The sequence below is a fragment of the Paenibacillus endophyticus genome (genome assembly GCF_014192395.1).
Lineage (GTDB): Bacteria > Bacillota > Bacilli > Paenibacillales > Paenibacillaceae > Pristimantibacillus > Pristimantibacillus endophyticus.
The window spans coordinates 114,981-133,028 of the sequence record NZ_JACHXW010000016.1 but is presented as its reverse complement, the minus strand read 5'-3'; the positions used below and the strand labels follow the sequence as shown (position 1 = coordinate 133,028).

20 protein-coding genes are annotated in these 18,048 nt (G+C 37.3%); 13 read left to right on the top strand and 7 right to left on the bottom strand.

The genetic code is table 11. The features are described from left to right. Positions 1-12 precede the first annotated feature (12 nt). The 9 genes from FHS16_RS22430 (at position 13) to FHS16_RS32295 (ending at position 9,379) form a co-directional block, all read left to right on the top strand. Complete coding sequence (locus tag FHS16_RS22430) at positions 13-843, top strand: TlyA family RNA methyltransferase (protein WP_183568047.1); 831 nt, start codon at positions 13-15, stop codon at positions 841-843. Between the two features lie 200 nt (positions 844-1,043). Continuing rightward, a complete protein-coding gene (locus FHS16_RS22425) occupies positions 1,044-1,511 on the top strand; it encodes a hypothetical protein (RefSeq protein WP_183568045.1) in 468 nt (155 codons plus the stop codon). Positions 1,512-1,528: 17 nt separating this feature from the next. Further along, positions 1,529-1,981: a transcriptional regulator AhrC/ArgR gene (ahrC, locus tag FHS16_RS22420; RefSeq protein ID WP_183568042.1), complete on the top strand. Its 453-nt coding sequence runs from the start codon at positions 1,529-1,531 to the stop codon at positions 1,979-1,981. A 12-nt stretch (positions 1,982-1,993) separates the two neighbouring features. Next, positions 1,994-3,706, top strand: a complete 1,713-nt coding sequence (gene recN, locus FHS16_RS22415) for a DNA repair protein RecN (RefSeq protein ID WP_183568039.1) — start codon at positions 1,994-1,996, stop codon at positions 3,704-3,706. A 123-nt stretch (positions 3,707-3,829) separates the two neighbouring features. Then, positions 3,830-5,158, top strand: a complete 1,329-nt coding sequence (gene spoIVB, locus FHS16_RS22410; RefSeq protein WP_183568035.1) for a SpoIVB peptidase — start codon at positions 3,830-3,832, stop codon at positions 5,156-5,158. 292 nt (positions 5,159-5,450) lie between these two features. Next, entirely contained in the window at positions 5,451-6,263 is an 813-nt protein-coding gene (spo0A, locus tag FHS16_RS22405; RefSeq protein WP_183568032.1) for a sporulation transcription factor Spo0A, read from the top strand. Between the two features lie 186 nt (positions 6,264-6,449). Continuing rightward, entirely contained in the window at positions 6,450-7,427 is a 978-nt protein-coding gene (locus FHS16_RS22400; RefSeq protein ID WP_183568029.1) for a tyrosine-type recombinase/integrase, read from the top strand. Positions 7,428-8,188: 761 nt separating this feature from the next. Next, on the top strand, positions 8,189-8,803 hold the full coding sequence (locus FHS16_RS22395; protein WP_183568026.1) for a hypothetical protein: 615 nt from the start codon (positions 8,189-8,191) through the stop codon (positions 8,801-8,803). Between the two features lie 444 nt (positions 8,804-9,247). Beyond that, a complete protein-coding gene (locus tag FHS16_RS32295; protein ID WP_281379162.1) occupies positions 9,248-9,379 on the top strand; it encodes a hypothetical protein in 132 nt (43 codons plus the stop codon). Between the two features lie 868 nt (positions 9,380-10,247). Here the strand turns inward: FHS16_RS32295 and FHS16_RS22390 are convergent. Next, positions 10,248-10,490 carry a hypothetical protein gene (locus FHS16_RS22390; protein WP_183568024.1) on the bottom strand — a complete coding sequence of 81 codons (243 nt, stop codon included), beginning with the start codon at positions 10,488-10,490 and terminating at the stop codon, positions 10,248-10,250. After that, complete coding sequence (locus tag FHS16_RS22385) at positions 10,487-10,714, bottom strand: helix-turn-helix domain-containing protein (protein WP_183568022.1); 228 nt, start codon at positions 10,712-10,714, stop codon at positions 10,487-10,489. The genes FHS16_RS22390 and FHS16_RS22385 overlap by 4 nt, the downstream gene beginning before the upstream one ends. A gap of 210 nt (positions 10,715-10,924) precedes the next feature. Between FHS16_RS22385 and FHS16_RS22380 the strand changes: the two genes are divergently transcribed. Next, a complete protein-coding gene (locus FHS16_RS22380) occupies positions 10,925-11,140 on the top strand; it encodes a hypothetical protein (RefSeq protein ID WP_183568020.1) in 216 nt (71 codons plus the stop codon). Positions 11,141-11,318: 178 nt separating this feature from the next. On the opposite strand, the gene FHS16_RS22375 is transcribed toward FHS16_RS22380, so the two are convergent. Further along, positions 11,319-11,516: a CopG family ribbon-helix-helix protein gene (locus tag FHS16_RS22375; RefSeq protein WP_183568018.1), complete on the bottom strand. Its 198-nt coding sequence runs from the start codon at positions 11,514-11,516 to the stop codon at positions 11,319-11,321. Positions 11,517-11,790: 274 nt separating this feature from the next. Between FHS16_RS22375 and FHS16_RS22370 the strand changes: the two genes are divergently transcribed. Continuing rightward, positions 11,791-12,483, top strand: a complete 693-nt coding sequence (locus FHS16_RS22370) for a hypothetical protein (RefSeq protein ID WP_183568016.1) — start codon at positions 11,791-11,793, stop codon at positions 12,481-12,483. A gap of 593 nt (positions 12,484-13,076) precedes the next feature. Here FHS16_RS22370 and FHS16_RS22365 read toward each other — a convergent pair. From FHS16_RS22365 to FHS16_RS22355, 3 genes are all read right to left on the bottom strand, one after another. Continuing rightward, positions 13,077-13,391, bottom strand: a complete 315-nt coding sequence (locus tag FHS16_RS22365) for a hypothetical protein (RefSeq protein ID WP_183568014.1) — start codon at positions 13,389-13,391, stop codon at positions 13,077-13,079. After that, positions 13,388-14,104 (bottom strand): hypothetical protein, encoded by a 717-nt coding sequence (locus FHS16_RS22360; RefSeq protein WP_183568012.1) that lies wholly within the window; start codon positions 14,102-14,104, stop codon positions 13,388-13,390. The genes FHS16_RS22365 and FHS16_RS22360 overlap by 4 nt, the downstream gene beginning before the upstream one ends. 111 nt (positions 14,105-14,215) lie before the next feature. Beyond that, positions 14,216-14,557, bottom strand: coding sequence for a hypothetical protein (locus FHS16_RS22355; protein ID WP_183568009.1), 342 nt, complete (start codon positions 14,555-14,557; stop codon positions 14,216-14,218). 852 nt (positions 14,558-15,409) lie between these two features. Between FHS16_RS22355 and FHS16_RS22350 the strand changes: the two genes are divergently transcribed. Together FHS16_RS22350 and FHS16_RS22345 are read left to right on the top strand one after the other, a co-directional pair. Further along, on the top strand, positions 15,410-15,577 hold the full coding sequence (locus FHS16_RS22350) for a hypothetical protein (protein ID WP_183568006.1): 168 nt from the start codon (positions 15,410-15,412) through the stop codon (positions 15,575-15,577). Positions 15,578-15,638: 61 nt separating this feature from the next. After that, complete coding sequence (locus tag FHS16_RS22345) at positions 15,639-16,736, top strand: hypothetical protein (RefSeq protein ID WP_183568004.1); 1,098 nt, start codon at positions 15,639-15,641, stop codon at positions 16,734-16,736. Positions 16,737-17,092: 356 nt separating this feature from the next. Here the strand turns inward: FHS16_RS22345 and FHS16_RS22340 are convergent, their stop codons facing one another. Then, on the bottom strand, positions 17,093-17,704 hold the full coding sequence (locus FHS16_RS22340) for a recombinase family protein (protein WP_183568001.1): 612 nt from the start codon (positions 17,702-17,704) through the stop codon (positions 17,093-17,095). Positions 17,705-18,048 lie beyond the last annotated feature (344 nt).

Below are 18,048 nucleotides of genomic sequence, written 5' to 3'. Positions count from 1 at the left end.
TGAGGGAGACAGATGACTACAACACCAAAAGAACGGATTGACGTACTCCTAGTTGAACGCGGATTTTATGAGAGCAGAGAAAAAGCTAAAGCAGCTTTGATGGCAGGACTTGTGCTAGTTAATGATGAGCCTGTTGACAAAAGCGGCATGAAAGTACCGAGAGCCGCTGATATCAAAGTAAAAGGCGCTCTGCATCCGTATGTGAGCCGTGGCGGCCTTAAACTTGAGAAAGCCCTTCGGGCTTTCGACATAGACCTTCAAGGTCGCGTTATGCTTGATATTGGAGCGTCGACAGGGGGCTTTACGGATTGTGCCCTGCAAAACGGTGCGTCCTATGTGTATGCGATCGATGTCGGATATAATCAATTGGATTATTCGCTACGACAGGACGAACGCGTCCATGTCATGGAACGGACTAATTTCAGATACACACAGCCTGCTGATTTGACAGGACCGTTGCCTACATTCGCTACGATCGATGTTTCCTTTATATCTTTGAAGCATATATTGCCGGCTTTATCGACGTTGTTATCGATTGGGTCCGGAATTGTCGCACTCATCAAACCACAATTCGAGGCAGGTCGCGAGAAAGTTGGGAAATCGGGAGTCGTTCGCGATGCCGTTGTACATCGTGATGTACTGCGTACTGTACTGTCGATGGCTTCGGAGCTCGGTTATTCTTTGCAGGATATTACCTTTTCGCCTATTACGGGAGGAGAAGGGAACATTGAATTTTTAGCTTATTGGCATTGGTCGGCAGAACCAAGCTCTGTGTTTCCGAATGATGAATCCCTAACTGCTTTAGTCAAGCAAGCAAATGAAACATTCACAGCAGGCAAATAAGTACAACATTGTTATATCATATTCGAGAGGTGTCGAGCAGCGTCGTAGCTGCCGGCATCTTTTTTACTTTACAGGCGGGTGCAATATTTGATAAACTGTGTAAAAGCAAACAAATGTTCGGTTGTCGGCAAATACAGGAATAATCGCACCGCATAGCGAAGGATTAAAGGAGACTGTCCTTTAATGAACGGAGGATGCGAGTGGGAACGAATGGCGATTGGATGATCATGCTGGTAGCAGGCTGCTTGTTTATATTCTGGCTGTTTCGAATGTTTCACCGATGGCTGCATGAGCCTGCGAGTGTGAATCGACTCAAGCTTGGGAAGGGCGGCGTGCTTGCAGCGGATGATGAGAATATCATATTGCTGGAGCAATCAGGGTACGAGGTAAGCTCAGGTAAGCATTTAATTCCAGTTCCCATTAAAGTAAACGACGTTCCACTTGGAAAGGGCAGCCGGATTTATATAGACTACATCGCTGTGAAGGATAATTGCAGCTATGTAGTGAAGACGGCACGTGATCGGATGCCCATAGATTGGTCACCGAGTGGTGTAAGGGATAAATTACTCGTGTATGCTCTTCTTCTACCTGAGTGTGAAGGCATATTATTCGTTGACGCAAAGGAAAAGCTAATTCGGAAAATCACGTTTCACATCTCAGATTATTAAATCACGGAGGTTTTTTCATGAAAGGAATTAGACAATTCCGAATCAAGGAAATTATTACAAAGCGCGCAATCGAGACGCAGGAAGAACTGGTGGAGGCGTTGCGTGACTCGGGCATGCAGGTTACGCAGGCCACAGTGTCCCGCGATATGAAAGAAATGATGCTGATTAAGGTTCCTGCTGGTGAAGGAAGGTACAAGTACTCCATCCCGCAGGAGCATCAGAAGCAGAACCCGATTCATAAACTAAAGCGCGCATTGCTTGATCATTTCGAACATATTGACTTTACGGATAATTTGGTGGTTATGAAATGCTTGCCCGGCTCAGCGAATGCGATTGGTGCACTGGTCGACAACATGGAGTGGTCAGAAGTTATGGGGACTATCTGTGGTGATGATACTATTCTGATGATCTGCAGAACGAAGACGCAGAGCGGAGAAGTCGTTGAACGAATACTGGAGTTATTGAACTAAGGAGGAAGAACCATGCTGCGTGAGATGTCTATTCGGAATTTAGCGGTAATCGAAGAAGTGAACGTTACTTTTCATCATGGCTTTCATGTGTTGACAGGAGAAACAGGAGCAGGCAAATCGATATTGATCGATGCCCTAAGTTTGTTGGTCGGCGGTAGAGGCTCCGCAGACATGGTGCGTTATGGTTGTGACAAAGCAGAAATGGAAGCCTTATTTGATCTTCCAAGCATACATCCCGTATGGCAGGTGCTGAATAGACTGGGTGTACATGCCGTACATGAAGAGATGCTTGTCATTAGGCGCGAGCTGTCCGCGCATGGCAAGAGCAGCAGTCGGGTGAACGGACAGCTCGTCACAATGACAATGCTGAGAGAAATCGGAGAATGTCTCGTAAATATTCATGGGCAGCATGAGCATCAATCATTGCTGCGCTCGGAGCAGCATTTGGAATGGTTGGATTTGTTTGCAGGCGATCTGCTGATCGAGCGCAAACAAAATTACCGGACCGTATTCAGCGGATTGCAGCAGGTTAGAGCATCGCTTCGCGATCTGGAAAACGCAACAAGACACAATGTGCAAATGCTTGATTTATACCGGTTTCAGATTGAGGAAATAACGGCAGCACAGCTTAAGGTAGATGAGGATGAATCACTTACTGAGCTTAGGCGCAAGCTAATGTATGCAGGGAAAAGAATGGATGCGGTTTCTGACGCTTACGATTTGCTGTATGGTGGCAAAGGGCTTGACATGGTCAGCAAGGCAGTCGCAAAGCTAATAGATATTCAGAGCTATGATCCCGCCAAATTGAATCCATTGCTTGAACAGCTGCAATCTGCTTTCTATCAAGCTGAGGATGCCGCGTTTCAATTACGTGATTATCGGGATGGCATTGAATCCGATCCAGATCAGCTATCACAGGTCGAGGACCGCCTGGACTTGATAAACGGATTGAAGCGCAAATACGGTGAAACCATACCTGACATACTTGCATACCTGGACCGGACAATGATGGATCGCGACAAAATCGAGAACCGCGATCAGCTGCTTGAAGAGCTGCGTGTAAAGGAAGCGAAGCTGTATGACCAATCATTGGTGCTGGCGCAGGAGCTGTCGCAGTTGAGGGGACATGCAGCCGCAAAGCTGTCTGAGGCTATCGAGAACGAGCTAGGACAGCTTCAGATGCCATCGGCAAGATTCCGTGTCCAAATCGATGCAACCGTGTCTGGAAGTGGCGATACGAAGCAAATACGGTTGCATACGAACGGAATGGATGAGGCGATCTTTATGCTTTCCACTAACCCAGGCGAGCCATTAAAGCAGCTTAGCAAGATTGCATCCGGTGGAGAAATGTCGCGTATTATGCTTGCGCTGAAAAGTATTTTTGCCGAGATTGACCAAGTGCCGGTACTAATCTTTGATGAGGTGGATACGGGTGTGAGTGGACGAGCTGCCCAAGCGATTGCAGAGAAAATGTCCCAGCTGGCACTCAAGTGCCAGGTGTTCTCCATCACGCATCTCCCACAGGTAGCATGTATGGCCGATCACCATTATGAAATACGGAAGCAGGTTATTGGAGCGCGTACTTCCACTTCGGTAACGGAGCTGCTTGATCAGGTGCGGATCGATGAATTGGCCCGCATGCTTGGCGGTGTGGAAGTGACGGAAAAAACAAGGCATCATGCACAGGAAATGCTTGATTTGGCGGTTAGACAGAAGGGGGCGTAATGGAAGCCAATTAGGGAATGTTTTTGCGGACATAAAACATGCGGGTGAGGGTAACTTAAAGGTACGCCATTGGCGACTTAACCTTTTTCGTCATGCGATGGAATTACAGGGAGCGTGAAATCATTGAACTCCAATCAAAGGAAGCGATGGTTTGGCCTAGTTCTCGTTTTCTTCATTTGTATGATCGGAAGCTCCACTCCGTTTCAACATTTTGCCGCTATCCCGAATGAACTTCGTTTATTCTCTGGGCAGCTGAAACGATTACAGTACGGAGTGCCCGTTCATGCAGAAGTAACGGTCGACCCACAGATGCTTCAGATTAACGGATCCACCAGTCATTCTTTATCCGTAAATTTGAACGAACCACTGTCCCTTCAATCGATTCAAAGCGGTCAAACCAAAATGAAAGTGAAATTATTTGGTAAAATTCCATTCAAGACAGTAAAAGTTAATGTGGTGCCTGATTTACGAGTAATACCAGGTGGCCAGACTATTGGCGTTAAAGTTAAATCATCAGGCATTCTGGTTGTAGGTCATCATCAGGTTGCTGGGGCAGATGGCTTGAAGCAATCTCCTGGTGAAGCAGCAGGGCTACGATTAGGTGATTTAATTGTTAAGATCAATGGTGCCAATATCAATCAGGTACAACGAATCGCGGTCTTAAGTGAACGGGCTGGCAACGAAAAGAAACCGCTGGAAGTAACTTTCAAGCGTGACGGACAAATCAATCACACGTTATTAAGCCCTGTATTTGATGCGGAGGATAAAGCTTGGCGTCTTGGTCTTTACATCCGTGATTCCGCAGCGGGAGTCGGCACGTTAACTTTCTATGCGCCAGACCAGGGTGTATACGGTGCTCTCGGACATGTCATTACTGATATGGATACACAAACTCCGATTGAAGTAGGGGAAGGCCAGATTTTACAGTCCAGCGTTACGTCTATTAACAAAAGCCAAAATGGCGAGCCGGGAGAAAAAAGAGCGCATTTCGTAAAAGAAAGCAAAATATTGGGCAATGTTGAGCGCAACACTCCTTTCGGAATATTCGGCAAAATGAATGAAGTTCCTACGCACAGCTATAGCGAGAAGTCTATTCCTGTTGCTTTTGCCGAAGATGTGAAGGAAGGGCCGGCGCAAATTTTGACTGTTGTAAATGGACAGAAGGTTGAACGTTTCGATATTGAAATCGCACATGTATCGAAGCAATCTGGGCCGGCTACAAAAGGCATGGTCATAAAAATTACAGATAAACGTTTGTTAAGCAAAACAGGAGGCATCGTACAAGGAATGTCCGGCAGTCCAATCATACAGGATGGCAAGCTTGTTGGTGCGGTAACTCATGTGTATGTGAATGATCCTTCATCCGGCTATGGGTGTTTTATTGAATGGATGCTTCAAGATGCAGGCGTGCTTCTTAAATCTGCAAATGGTCATATTGCCGATGCGGCTTGAAAATGCTTTTTTGAAAAACGTTTGCTCTAGCTCATCTGCAGCTAAGTCAGACGTTTTTCTTTTTTATGGAGCAAAACTAAAAAACGCGCAGCAGAGGAAAAGAGCGATGAATTTTGTCGAAGAATAACGAAAGGTATCAGTACATGTAATAAAATTTTCATTATATCGAATTGACGTAAAAAAATAAAGAAAAATAATTTTCGACAGAAGGAATTCAACTTCACATGTCGAAAACTTTAAGCAGACAACTAGTGAGCGTAATCATCAATATCATTTAGAGGAGGACCACAACTTGCATAAGATCGAAGTATTATTGGCAGATGACAATCGGGAATTTACTAACCTGTTATCGGAATACATATCAGAACAAAGTGATATGAGTGTAAGTGGAGTCGCGTACAATGGAGAAGAGGTTCTAAGACATTTGGAGGAAACAAGAAAAATTCCTGATGTCCTTATCCTTGATATTATTATGCCTCATTTAGACGGACTGGGCGTGCTTGAGCGCTTGAAAGAGATTAATCTATCCCCGATGCCAAAAATCATTATGCTGACGGCATTCGGCCAAGAAAATATTACGCAAAAAGCGGTACAGTTGGGTGCTTCTTATTATATTTTAAAACCATTCGATATGGATATCTTGGCGAACCGGATTCGTCAGCTTGTTGGTAATCCTACCTATTCCTCAACGGGAAGCTTCACGACTAGCTCATCCTCGTTGAAATCTAATGTCGTTCCAATTGCGAAGGGTAAAAACCTGGATGCAAACATAACAAGCATTATTCATGAAATCGGAGTACCTGCACATATTAAAGGCTATCAGTATTTGCGCGAAGCGATTACGATGGTGTACAACAACATTGAAATTCTTGGAGCGATTACGAAAACGCTGTATCCCGCCATTGCCGAGAAATTCAAAACAACGCCATCCCGCGTAGAACGCGCCATTCGGCACGCGATCGAAGTAGCTTGGACGCGCGGCAACATCGACAGCATCAGCCACCTGTTTGGTTACACGATTAATATCAGCAAGTCGAAACCGACCAATTCAGAATTCATTGCGATGGTTGCAGACAAGCTACGGATTGAGCATAAGGTTAGCTGAACGGGGGATTAATAGCGTAACGGTTAGTAATTTCAGGTTTTTGGAAACAGATTACAGTCAAAACAATTTTGGCGGTAAATATCTGAAATCACTGATTTTAAACCGATAAACTACTATGTAACATACCAACTAATACCGTTATTTATTGGGTTTGTCAAAATCCAATGAAGGGCGGTATTTTTTATTATGACAGACATTGAATTTCAGTTGGACAATTTTATGCTTTATTGTTCATCCAAAAATTTGTCTCGCAAGACGCTTGCTAGCTATGAGCAGACATTAAAGTTATTTGTATCCTATCTCAAAAATGAGTTTCAAATTGAGGAAGTAAATAAAGTACAGTCTGGTCATATACGGCAATATATAAAATATTTGAGGGAACGCGGTAAGTACACGGTAGTCAACAATGAGGAATCAAAGCAAAGTAACCACCCTGAAAATAGGAAAGATTTTAAAAAAGAAATATCTACGACCACAATTGCTAATTATGTTCGCAATATCAAAGTTTTTTTTAATTATCTTTATAAAGTGGAGAGGGAAATTCCTAGAAATCCTGTTGAGAAGTTAGAGAACCCTAGAATAGAACGGAAGATGAAGAAAACATTAACACCAGACGAATTGAAGAAGGTATTTGGGCAGTTCGAGACAAGTACATTTCATGGATACAGGAATCTTGTTATATCTAGGCTTTTGTTGGATACTGGCATGAGAATTGGCGAATGTTTGAGTATCTTACCAGAGAATATTGATTTTCAACACAAAAGCATCCATATCACTAATGCTAAGAACAAACAGGAACGCTTTGTTTATTTTTCCTACAAATCTGCTAATGAATTAAAGCAGTGGCTACGCTATAAGGACAGATATTCAGAAAGTCCATTTATGTTTCCGACAACTAAAGGTACACAGCTTGATATAAGGAATTATGAACGTGCATTGCGTGATGCTGGTGAAAAAGTTAGTATTCATATTCATCCACATCAACTAAGAAATAACTTTGCTAAATATTACATCTTAAACAATGGGGATTGGTTTTCACTTTGTAGAATATTGGGGCATTCGTCTGTAGAGGTTACACAGAAAGCATATTTGGATTTTTCTGACGAAGAAATTGCAAAGAAATATCAGAAGCATAGTCCACTCACATTTATGGATGAGCTATAACCAACTGTATTTAGCTAGTGTCATTGTAGAATACCTATAAGGCTCTCCTAAATGTGTTTTAAGCTATCAATTATTTAAAAGTGAATAAATTTACAGTCGTTACACAAAATGCAGTAGAAGCGTGCTGAGCTTCCCACAGATGTGGGGAGCTTTCACTATGAATCAGAAAATATGGTACATATTGCCTGTAGCATTGTATAATTGTTGGAAGTGGGTTTAGCTTTCAATGTAGTATTTGTTTAATTTTTATGATTTTAATTTCTCAACAGGAAAGAGGAGCTTTAGAAGTGTTGTCATGGTTATTTAAATCTAGGTGTGTTGTATGTGGTAAGAAAGCTAAATAAGCAAGGAACTATATAAATGATAAAGGGAAACCGATTGAAGTATGTAAAATGTGTGTTCCTAATGCTGAGAGAAGAGCATTTAGAAGACGATGAATAGTTGACGGTATAGGGAGGACGCATTAATGATCGAACATTTCAAACTTAATGAGCGAGATTACGAATCATGGCTCCACCAGAACCCATAAGGATTTGTGTTTAATTATTTTGGTGATAAAGCAAACAAGAGATTACATAAATCCGAATGCGGACAATTGCACCGTAATGATAATCAGGGAGTAAGAACAAACTTAGATAAATATTGTTCGGAAGAGCATTTTGAATTGGAAAGAAAAATCATAAGTCTTGCGGAGATAACTGGTCTAAGTGTGGAATCTGCTTAAAGTAGCAATAAAATCTAGAACGTTTAAGGGGAAAATAATGAAAAGATTCACTCTGATGTTTCTGAATTGTGTATTAAGTGGATTAGTAATAATTTCATTACTTACAAGTTGTTCTAATGGTGATCCCTACGAAGAAAGTATGAGACTAGGTAAGGATGCCTTAAAAGAGAATCAATATGAAGTAGCATTAAAACAGTTTGATTATGCCCTTATTGAAAAGCCTAGCGATCCTGATGCATCTGCACTATTTGAGCGGGTACAGATTGAATTATCTAAAGTTGAAGATGAAAAAAATAAAACAGCAATTTCTATGAATGTACAAGAAATTGAAAAAGAACTTTACATGGATTTAGAAAATTTGTTTAATGCCATGTCAGAAGATGATGATTTAACAACTAACATTGGGTTTTATTCGGATAGAATATTGTCTACAGAAATAGCCATATCTAAATTTATAGATGATTCAAGTTCAGATAATCAAATGTTAAATAGGGCGATATTACTTTCATTTATCCAAAATGAATTTCAACATATCTATGAAACTATAATAAATAATCCTGAGAGTCGTTATGCTCGTTTGAGAAATGACATTAAATTAAAAGATGCTTCTTTAGGTTTCAAAGCATATAAGGTTTTGATCTCTAATGAATAGGAAGTGTCATATGGATTTTAGTTCATCAATTGCATACCATAGATTCTTGATTGAATATTTTCGTGAGTTCAGGATCAAACATTTCAATGATATTATTGATTTTTATGAATAGCACATATTTGAACAGTACTTGATCGAGAATGAAATATCATATGATATTGAAACAAAGTTTTCTTATGCTTTTAATGCAGTTGTTAATGAATTGGATTTGAACTCTGGGAACACAACTAATTACGAAACGGATTCGAGAATAGATGCTAAGGTTTACGATGAAGTTGTAAAGATGATAAAAGTAAAGATGAAATAAGATATCTTGAATTCTTCGGCATATTTTCATTTAGCAGAAAAAAACAATTGAGTCTATGCATAGTAAACTAAGTAAATGGAATTACTTGATTTAAACACATGGCGATAAAGCTCGAAATGAGGTTAGGGGGAAGTTTAATGAGTAGCATGTACGATAAAATTGGTACATACCTAACTCAGTTAGATGTGAGTGAAATACAACTTTGTTTTGAAAAATTAGATGAAATAACAGGTGGACTTGCACCATCATCTAAGTATGATCGCACATAGTGGGGGAAATACAAGACATCCATTAAGAACACAGGCTCAAGGGTGGATGGATGCAGGATGGAAAGTTGATAAAGTTGGCTTTGGTTTTGGAGTGAGATTTAAAAGGTATGATTGACTAGAGTAAAGCAAAGGATCAGAAAATTTTTTTGGAAAAGTAGCGAAATTAGTCTTTACTTTTCCTTATGTCATTTTAATTGTGTTCATTTAGTATGAGCACCGTATTTAACTAAACATTCGAACCACGCCATTTGACAATGATTAATCGTAGAGGATGACGTGGTTTATTTTTCATCATAGACGACATCAGAGGGGGTATAGAGCTTGCTGGCGCTTGAAGATAAGGAACTAAACGTTTGAAGTTCGAAATCGATCTGAGTGGTCACCAAAGCCCTTAGAACGAACCAGTATGATTATCTAGAATTTCAAGCTTTTTTTCTAAAAGTAACATATTTTTCGCCACCTATATAAATAGAATTATAATATATATATATATATATATAAGATAAATAATTCTAATTAGATCTTGATACGAAAAATATGTTACTTTTAGATTTTAACTGAGAAAGAGCAACCCTTTCAGGAATGAGTTCGTACGTATGCCCCAAGAAGTGGTCGATCTGCCACATCAGGGTGCATTGAACAGCATATTCAACTTAATGGTAAAGATCATTCAAATCTCTTGAAATGCTAACTTAATTCTACGTTTGCATCCATTTAACTCCTCACCGAATGGACAGCATCCTGCACTGTCATATTGCTTCATGATTGAACAGGTATATTCGTCTGCCAATTTAAAATACTTAAATTCATGCTGGACTGCTGATTCAACGTGAGTTGTATTTAACTTTTTATGGTGTGTATTTAATCTTCAATCTTCCTCTTCAATAATCCGCTGTTTCAAAAATTCCTTCTTACTACCGTCACAAATACCTAAATCAAGCTCCAAATGAAATAAAAAATTTGAGATGGCTTCATGCTGTTCATCAGTCAAAATAATATCTTTGGTCTGATAACAATTTAATAAAGATACCAAACAGAAATCCTTGGGTATGAAGACTCCTGCTTCGCTTTTTACAACTCCAAATTCAGCAAGCGATTTGTCTGAGATCATTGATTCTCCTCCTTTATATCGACTAGTTCTATTAAATTGGAAATGTCTTTAATACCAAAGTGATTTGCGATTTTTTCGATAATTGGTATGTTGATTTCTGTACGTGCATTTCGGCACATATCGGATAAAGTGGCTTGTCTAACTTCGATTATCTGCGCTAGTTTGTTTTGACTTATGTTTTGTTCTTTAATTATCTCGTCAAGCTTTAGACGAAGTTTTAACATGTATATCACTCCTAAAATAAATTTGACTTTATACGATCAAGCGTATAATATATTACTATACGCCAGATCGTATAAAAAGAATATCATTAATGAACAGGAAAATCTATATTTTTCTGCTGGTTTACTGCGTCCAAAATATCATTAACGATCATAGGAGAGATTTAAAATGACGACAGCAATCACTAAATTCATTTTGGAGGAAATTAAATTATGTTAATTTCTATGCTTGCTACTAGCATTGATGAGGAATTGAAAGAAATGGGGTTTAAAGGAATGCTATTGGAGATATTAAATTCATTGATCACTGACGCTGAAACTATGCAAGAGCTTTATAATTTCATTATTCTTCAAGGCGAAGGTATGACCAAGTTTATGATAGTGCATGAGTTCGAAATTCATTTGCAGAATAAGTTTTATTTCGAATGAAGCAGAATTTTCAATTGTTTAGTGCGCATCAAAGATATTTGGTGAAGAGCAAATTATTTTAATGGAAGGAGTCTGTTGTTTGTGATATTTGAAATACTTCCATAGAATATATTTGGAATAAATTAGAGTTGTAAGAAAATTCAATACAAATAAAAGCCGTCCAACTTGGACGGCTTTTTTACTGCTCCTTCTTGGTTCCATTAATAAATTTGACATTTTTCAAAGCATACTCTAAAGCCATGTTAATCAGTTCATTTCGTGAACGATTACTTCTGGATGATAATTCATCAAGTTTAATTTGTAAGGTTTTATCTATGCGTATCGATATAGTCACGGATTTTTCTTCTTTGGGTGTGACAATAAAATCATCGTTCATTTTACAAATCACCTCTATACCAGTATAGAAGTGATAAGCTATTAAAAAATATAACACAAATTGTGTTCATTAATGAATACAATTGTGATAAAGTATTATCATATTTGTTAATATGCACCAATTTGATTTATTTATCGTTGTAAATATTATTGAAAGGAGTTTTGTCTCTTAATATGCTGTGTGATTGTGAGGCAAAAGTTAATGAGTTAGTCAAAGCATTTGATCTCATATGGATTAAGTCACCATACGAATACAAACTACAAGGGGATACACCATGAAAAATATAATCGTATTCATATCTATAATAACATTATTCATAACTCTAACTGCTTGTGGTGAAAATGAAGCAGTGAAATATGTGGATGCAGAACAAAATGTTGTTACTCTCAACAATGATGAGAATGTTAATGCAGTTTGCGAAAATAATAAAATAAATATAGAGGAATTGACTAATGATGAACTTATATCTCATGTAATTTGTTTAATGGTTAATGATTTACCTATTAAAGCGAAGGAAGCAATTTTATCTCAAAATAAACCAGAAGATAAGGTTATTAGCTTTCTATTAGATTGTGCATCTGTTTTGAGTAATAGTACGTCTACTCCTGATGATTACTCGGATTTGTTGGGCAGAGTGGATGATACAATGATGCTTGTTTCAAACAAGGAAAGTATTCATAAGTTAGGTGATTTAGGAGACTTGATTTATAATTCATGGGAAAAATTACACAATGAAGAAATTGAAAAAAGGGATCTCGAATACGCTAAAGAAATACAAGAACATAATAAAAAATACTATGACCCGAAAATAGGAATGACAGCAGAAAAGGTTGAAAAGTCGAAATGGGGTAAACCCAAAGATAAAAATAAAACTACGACAGCTTATGGGGTGAGTGAGCAGTGGGTTTATTATGGTTACAAATATATTTATTTCGAAGATGGTTTTGTAACATCAATATCAGAATAATGAAGACCCAAATAAGAAAATCCCTGTACCATTTTTTTATTGTTTACAGGGATTTTCTCTTTTCATAAATTCGATAATCACCATGTTGAAACTCTAATTGTGATGATCAGTAGGTACTTTTGATTTACGCCTGAGACGAAGAAAAAGGAGGCGTAGAGCCGTCGCAAGCGCATTGACGAACCTCATATCTCTCAGTGGTTAATTTGAAACATATGAGGTTTGGTAAACAATAGTTGTTACTCATTATGGTTAACACGCATTGCTTCAGTAGTAGTTTTCAACTCTATAAGCATCGTTTTTAATAATATGAGGTTTTTCTCAACCTTATCCATTGTTGATGATAAGGTATCCATTTTTGATGAAAATGTAGATGATAAGGAATCCAAGTTTAAGAGAATTCGTTCGAGTTGAGCTTTATCTCTATCTTCACACATTAACCATCACTCCTTTTATTATCAGTAAACAATTGGTTTAACAGGCTCTTAATGTGTTTGATTGCGTCTATTACTTTTCCTTCGGAAATCAGTTCTAACAAATGACCAACCCCAGAAGTGGATAATCTGAAACTTCTGGAGTTGTTTATTTAATATGTGTCAATCTTCATCGTCGTCTTCTCTAATGGCTCTGCCCGTTGAGCGACGATACTCTTCTGATTGGTCTTTCAATTGTTTAATCTTACTTTGAAGTTCTCTTCTTTTTACTAATTCGTCGATCATAATATTGGATGACAGTGCCTCCAGTAACTTGTCTTGATCGATTATCTTCTTTTGAACCACCCAGAGTGTTTGTTCTAGCGATATGAGTCGTTCTTCACATCTCGCCATGGTAGATGTAATGGTATTAGTCAAAGCATCTACACTAACAATAATCGTATCTACCTTTTTTTGAATTTCTGTAGTGTCATTCATTGACAATCACTCCTGTTATGAGGGTACAACTCTTCCAATAATTGTTCGATCTTATGAATTGCGTCTATATCCTGCATACTATAGTAGCTCTCACCACATTTAGAGCATCTTGCTCCTTTGATGGTGACACTGACAATCCTAACGTTTTTTGATTTCAAGGGAATACTTAACGAGACATTGGGGACATCATCACAAGCACACAGAACGCATTCTACTATGTTTAACAGAGACTCATCATAGTCTGGTTGTATCAATCTGTTTCGTTTAAGTTCCTTTTGTCGTGCTAGTTCTTCTTTGCCGAATGCTAGTTCATATAACTCATCGGTACTTTTTCCTTCAAGTGAATCAGGTATATCAAAGTCATTGACTACAAACGAGATCTCATAATTAACATGCGTAATGTTTTTAAGTGATGTTTTCAGTAATGACAAATATTCACTCTCCAACCTTTCCTTTTTCAAATTGGAATTGGTTCCGAATACGATACTTTCATCACTTGAAATGTCTACTATGCTTAATCCTTTTAAATAAGTATTGAAGACTGATGTGGGGAACTGATTTCGTGAATCATCAAGTAGTTTTGTATGCAACTGCTTCATATACTCAGTTTTCGAAGCTTCATTGTTTCTGCGTGCCCTTTCCCAAATTTGCGGTAACATGCGTTCGAATTTTTCACTGATTTTCTTCCTTGTGTCATCATTGTTTTCAGTCATATTTACAGCTCCTATATCTAAATTGAATTGGTTTTTTTGTCATCAATTAACGGATAATCAATAGAAAATTATAACTTAGTTATTTTCAACATTGTGTTCAAAACACCTTGATTAAGTAAAGTCAATCCACATATTTTCATATCGTGACTCTTCTTTACTTTTAGTTTCAATTTTTTCTTGTGGTAGTATCTCAAACTTAAAAGATATGTTTTGAATCGGCATATTTTTTGATTCGAAATAGAGATTTAACAATTTCTTGCACAATCCACTGAAAGCTTGTGGCTCAATCAATGCCAATCTAAGCAATCCCATTTGATAGGGATCATCCTTGTTAAAGGAGACCCCTTGGTTAATGTGTTGAGCTTTTGTATCGTGATACAGATCGTTGAGGTAATCGTCAACGTTGCTTGATGTAACTGTTACGTATTTCCATTTTTCTTTTCTCATACTCATATATATTTATCTCCTTTATTTTGTGATTCTATTGAACAAACTTGTGTTACTATTTGGGCTTATCATCATTTGTTTTGAATCAATGATAAATAATCACCTCCTTAAATACCAAAAAAAGTACAGGTCTAAATTTATTAACAAAAAAACAGAGTAGCTAAGAAAGCTACTCTGTTTCGATTTTGCATATGAAATTAATGTGTATTTGTTGTTCACGTATCAGCATTGCTATTTATCTTCCTTCCTAATGAGCGTATTTGAAAATATACTAGCATGAAACTGACAAAAAGTAAATTAATTCAAATTATGTAATCGAATACCAAAGAAAGTACTGATGAAATTATAATTAACAACATTGCACTACTTGCCACGTGTGGATCGCAATCCACTCGTATCCATTAAAAATCTGTGTTGATCGGAAAATATTTTCAAACAGACCTTTGCGGAAATTCTTTAGCTTGATATCATAGTAAGAAGAGAAAATCATTCATGTAATAGCGATCTGATAAGTAATCAGTCAGTTCGGTAAATGCTATGAAAATATGAAAATAAATACTGATTTCATAAAATCCGTTCTACTGCGCTCTCATTTAATAATAATTAATTATATTTAGTACTATATTGTGTATATAATCTTTATTAAATGAGAGTGGAGTTGAACGGATATTAGATTTTCAGACCATGCTTCCAAAACAGTAGAACATATTTTGAAGATATGACTACATTAAGTGTAGGACAAAAAAATACATCAAAAACTTAGGAAGCTGAGATTCAAATATAAACTGAATAGATTTATAACTGACCAACTCAAATTTGAGTTGGTTTTTTTAGTATGTGGAAAGGGGGGATTGATGTATGAAAGTAGAGCAGAATTTCTTCTTTTGTTACAACTCAAAATTGATGGCACATTTGAAGCGAAATGGTTTCAGTTATATTTGTTCAGCACTGCATGAGAAGAGTGGTAACAAGTTCTGGTTATTTCAGAGAAGTGAAGAGTTACAAGCAGTTATTGATGCGAATTAAAGGATATTTTTTGCAATTGGATAATCATCGTATGGGATAAATAGACAGGAGAGATGTCAAAATGGCGAGAATTAGACAATCATTTTACAATAAGTCGGAGATGGTTACTTTATTAGGAGTAAGTGAAAAGCAACATGAGGTATATATGCCTAACGAGATCTTCAATGACTTCATAGAAGCTTTTGAAGAGTATGAATTGAAAGGAAAAACATCTACACACATTGCATATGCTTATGCATATTATTTTTTGGCTAACTATCAGTGGAGATATGCACAGTATCGCAGATATAATGAAGCAACAGGACTAGAAACCCAAATAAATGAGGGTGTTATTAAGCAGATTCTAGGGTTTCCAGCTAAATCAGAACAATATACATACTTGACCAAAAACAAGACTGGATTACTACAAATGATTGGATATATTCGAAAAGAAACAGATAAGCCCTGTAGATACTGGTATGACGATTCCGATGGTAGATCAATCAAAGAGGTTGTTTTCAGATTTGAAAGCGAATATAAAGATGTATATAGTAATAACAAAAGCTGGAAGGTATCAATGCCATTAAAGGGATACTGGAGAGATCAAGAGTCGGAGAAGGAAAATATAGAAAATGGAACATTCTTTCAATTAGAAAACACTCACATGCTTGATATTGATACGTTCATTTATTGCATGACAAAAGAAGAGTTAGGTGTGGAAGGGTTCTATCTTTACAGTTTCTTGAAAATGTCTACTGATAAATTTAATGAATTCGATTGTTCTAATGTTAATATGGCTAAATTAACGGGACTATCTATTGATGAAGTTAAAAGTCAGCTAAAAAAATTAGAACAACGTAATATGATTACCAATGACCATAAACCCTATTGCTTAAATAAGCCGGTTGATAGTCAAACATGGGCTAACACCTACACTGTAAATGATTTTAAAGAGTTTGCAAGAAGTCTAATAAGTTGTAATGTTTTGCCGAAACAGAAAAAGATCTCTTCGGAAAGATATGCAAGAGAATATGGTTGGGCGAACGAAAAGGAGATTAATGGTTATTTTGTTAATACGTGGACTGGCGAATTCGTTAGAAGTATTAATGAAGTTGTTGAAGACAATACTGATTATGGTGATGATGATATATTTGCGGGAAGAAATCCTTTTCAAGATTAAAATGACCCTTCTGCATAGTAGTGCTATTAACATAGTTCATCAATGTTACGATCTGGTTATCTCAAACTAAATATTCTTTTTGAGACAGTATACACTCCCCTTATACTCTTATTAATTATACAGACGATGCGATAACGATAAAATGTAATATTGTGATGTATTCTTTGACTATTCTCGTTTAATAAGAGGTTTGATGGATTTAGATAATGATGTTAGTGAATGCCTATAAATATAAGAACAATTTAGGTGCATGATAGGATTCCACGATAGGTTCCCGATGCAGTTGCGGTATGATTAAAAAACGTTAAACAACAGCCAATCTGATGATATAGACGAAATAACGCCCTCTAAGGGCGTTATACATTTTGTTGCTCGTATTCTTTAACTCGACGATAGAAGGTATTAGGCTTCATTTCAAGCATTTTCATGGCTTCAACAGCTGTAATCGCTCCTTGTCTCCACTCGAAGAATGCTTGTTTGAAATCATCTGTAATGAGTTGTTTGGGTCGACCAAACACTACACCATTACTCAACGCTGTAGCTATTCCTTCTGCTTGCCTTCCATTGATCTTCTCTCTCTCTCGTTCAGCCATGTAAGATAAAAGTTCTAGAACAATACTTGAGATAAGCTTTTCTAATCCATTCTGATACTGCCTAGTGTCAAGGATCGGCATATCAAGGATAACGATGTGAGCGCCTATTTCTTGTGTTATCTCTTGCCACTCTCTTTTTATATCCTGTGCATTACGTCCTAGTCGATCTAACTCTTTAATAAAAAGAATATCACCCTTCCTAAGACTATTCTTCATAGACTGGTATCCAGTCCTATTAGTATCCTTACCGCTTTGTTTATCTATGTACATGTCACGTTTGAGTATTCCCAAATCTTTCATTGCTTCCAATTGCCGAGCTTCGTTCTGATCCTTACTTGATACTCTCACATATCCAAAATGTCTAATGTCGCTCATTGCGATCACTCTTTCTATGTATGTCATAAGAATATTATACCATTTATATGTCAAAACATATACGTGTTTGTTGGTATGTTTCATAAATTTTAATTAATGTTTTGAAACATACCTAAACATATGAATAATCATTAATGACACATGTGGCTTAAATTATACTTTTTGACAGTAAGGATTGGTTTGAAACTGATGAACAGCATCTTTGTCAATTGTAATGGTTTGTACTGTGATCACTTGTAAAAAGAGCCTTGCATATAAGTTGGTGAGTAGTAGTAAAGAACTGAATATTTCGTTTTGATGAAGCGATTAACTAGTTAACAAGACCAAAAGACCCATCATATGCT

Coding starts and splice junctions, on each gene's coding strand:
- FHS16_RS22430 (WP_183568047.1), top strand. CDS start 13: ATGACTACAACACCAAAAGAACGGATTGACGTACTCCTAGTTGAACGC.
- ahrC (WP_183568042.1), top strand. CDS start 1,529: ATGAAAGGAATTAGACAATTCCGAATCAAGGAAATTATTACAAAGCGC.
- recN (WP_183568039.1), top strand. CDS start 1,994: ATGCTGCGTGAGATGTCTATTCGGAATTTAGCGGTAATCGAAGAAGTG.
- FHS16_RS22400 (WP_183568029.1), top strand. CDS start 6,450: ATGACAGACATTGAATTTCAGTTGGACAATTTTATGCTTTATTGTTCA.
- FHS16_RS22395 (WP_183568026.1), top strand. CDS start 8,189: ATGAAAAGATTCACTCTGATGTTTCTGAATTGTGTATTAAGTGGATTA.
- FHS16_RS32295 (WP_281379162.1), top strand. CDS start 9,248: ATGAGTAGCATGTACGATAAAATTGGTACATACCTAACTCAGTTAGAT.
- FHS16_RS22390 (WP_183568024.1), bottom strand. CDS start 10,490: ATGATCTCAGACAAATCGCTTGCTGAATTTGGAGTTGTAAAAAGCGAA.
- FHS16_RS22385 (WP_183568022.1), bottom strand. CDS start 10,714: ATGTTAAAACTTCGTCTAAAGCTTGACGAGATAATTAAAGAACAAAAC.
- FHS16_RS22380 (WP_183568020.1), top strand. CDS start 10,925: ATGTTAATTTCTATGCTTGCTACTAGCATTGATGAGGAATTGAAAGAA.
- FHS16_RS22375 (WP_183568018.1), bottom strand. CDS start 11,516: ATGAACGATGATTTTATTGTCACACCCAAAGAAGAAAAATCCGTGACT.
- FHS16_RS22370 (WP_183568016.1), top strand. CDS start 11,791: ATGAAAAATATAATCGTATTCATATCTATAATAACATTATTCATAACT.
- FHS16_RS22365 (WP_183568014.1), bottom strand. CDS start 13,391: ATGAATGACACTACAGAAATTCAAAAAAAGGTAGATACGATTATTGTT.
- FHS16_RS22360 (WP_183568012.1), bottom strand. CDS start 14,104: ATGACTGAAAACAATGATGACACAAGGAAGAAAATCAGTGAAAAATTC.
- FHS16_RS22355 (WP_183568009.1), bottom strand. CDS start 14,557: ATGAGTATGAGAAAAGAAAAATGGAAATACGTAACAGTTACATCAAGC.
- FHS16_RS22350 (WP_183568006.1), top strand. CDS start 15,410: ATGAAAGTAGAGCAGAATTTCTTCTTTTGTTACAACTCAAAATTGATG.
- FHS16_RS22345 (WP_183568004.1), top strand. CDS start 15,639: ATGGCGAGAATTAGACAATCATTTTACAATAAGTCGGAGATGGTTACT.
- FHS16_RS22340 (WP_183568001.1), bottom strand. CDS start 17,704: ATGAGCGACATTAGACATTTTGGATATGTGAGAGTATCAAGTAAGGAT.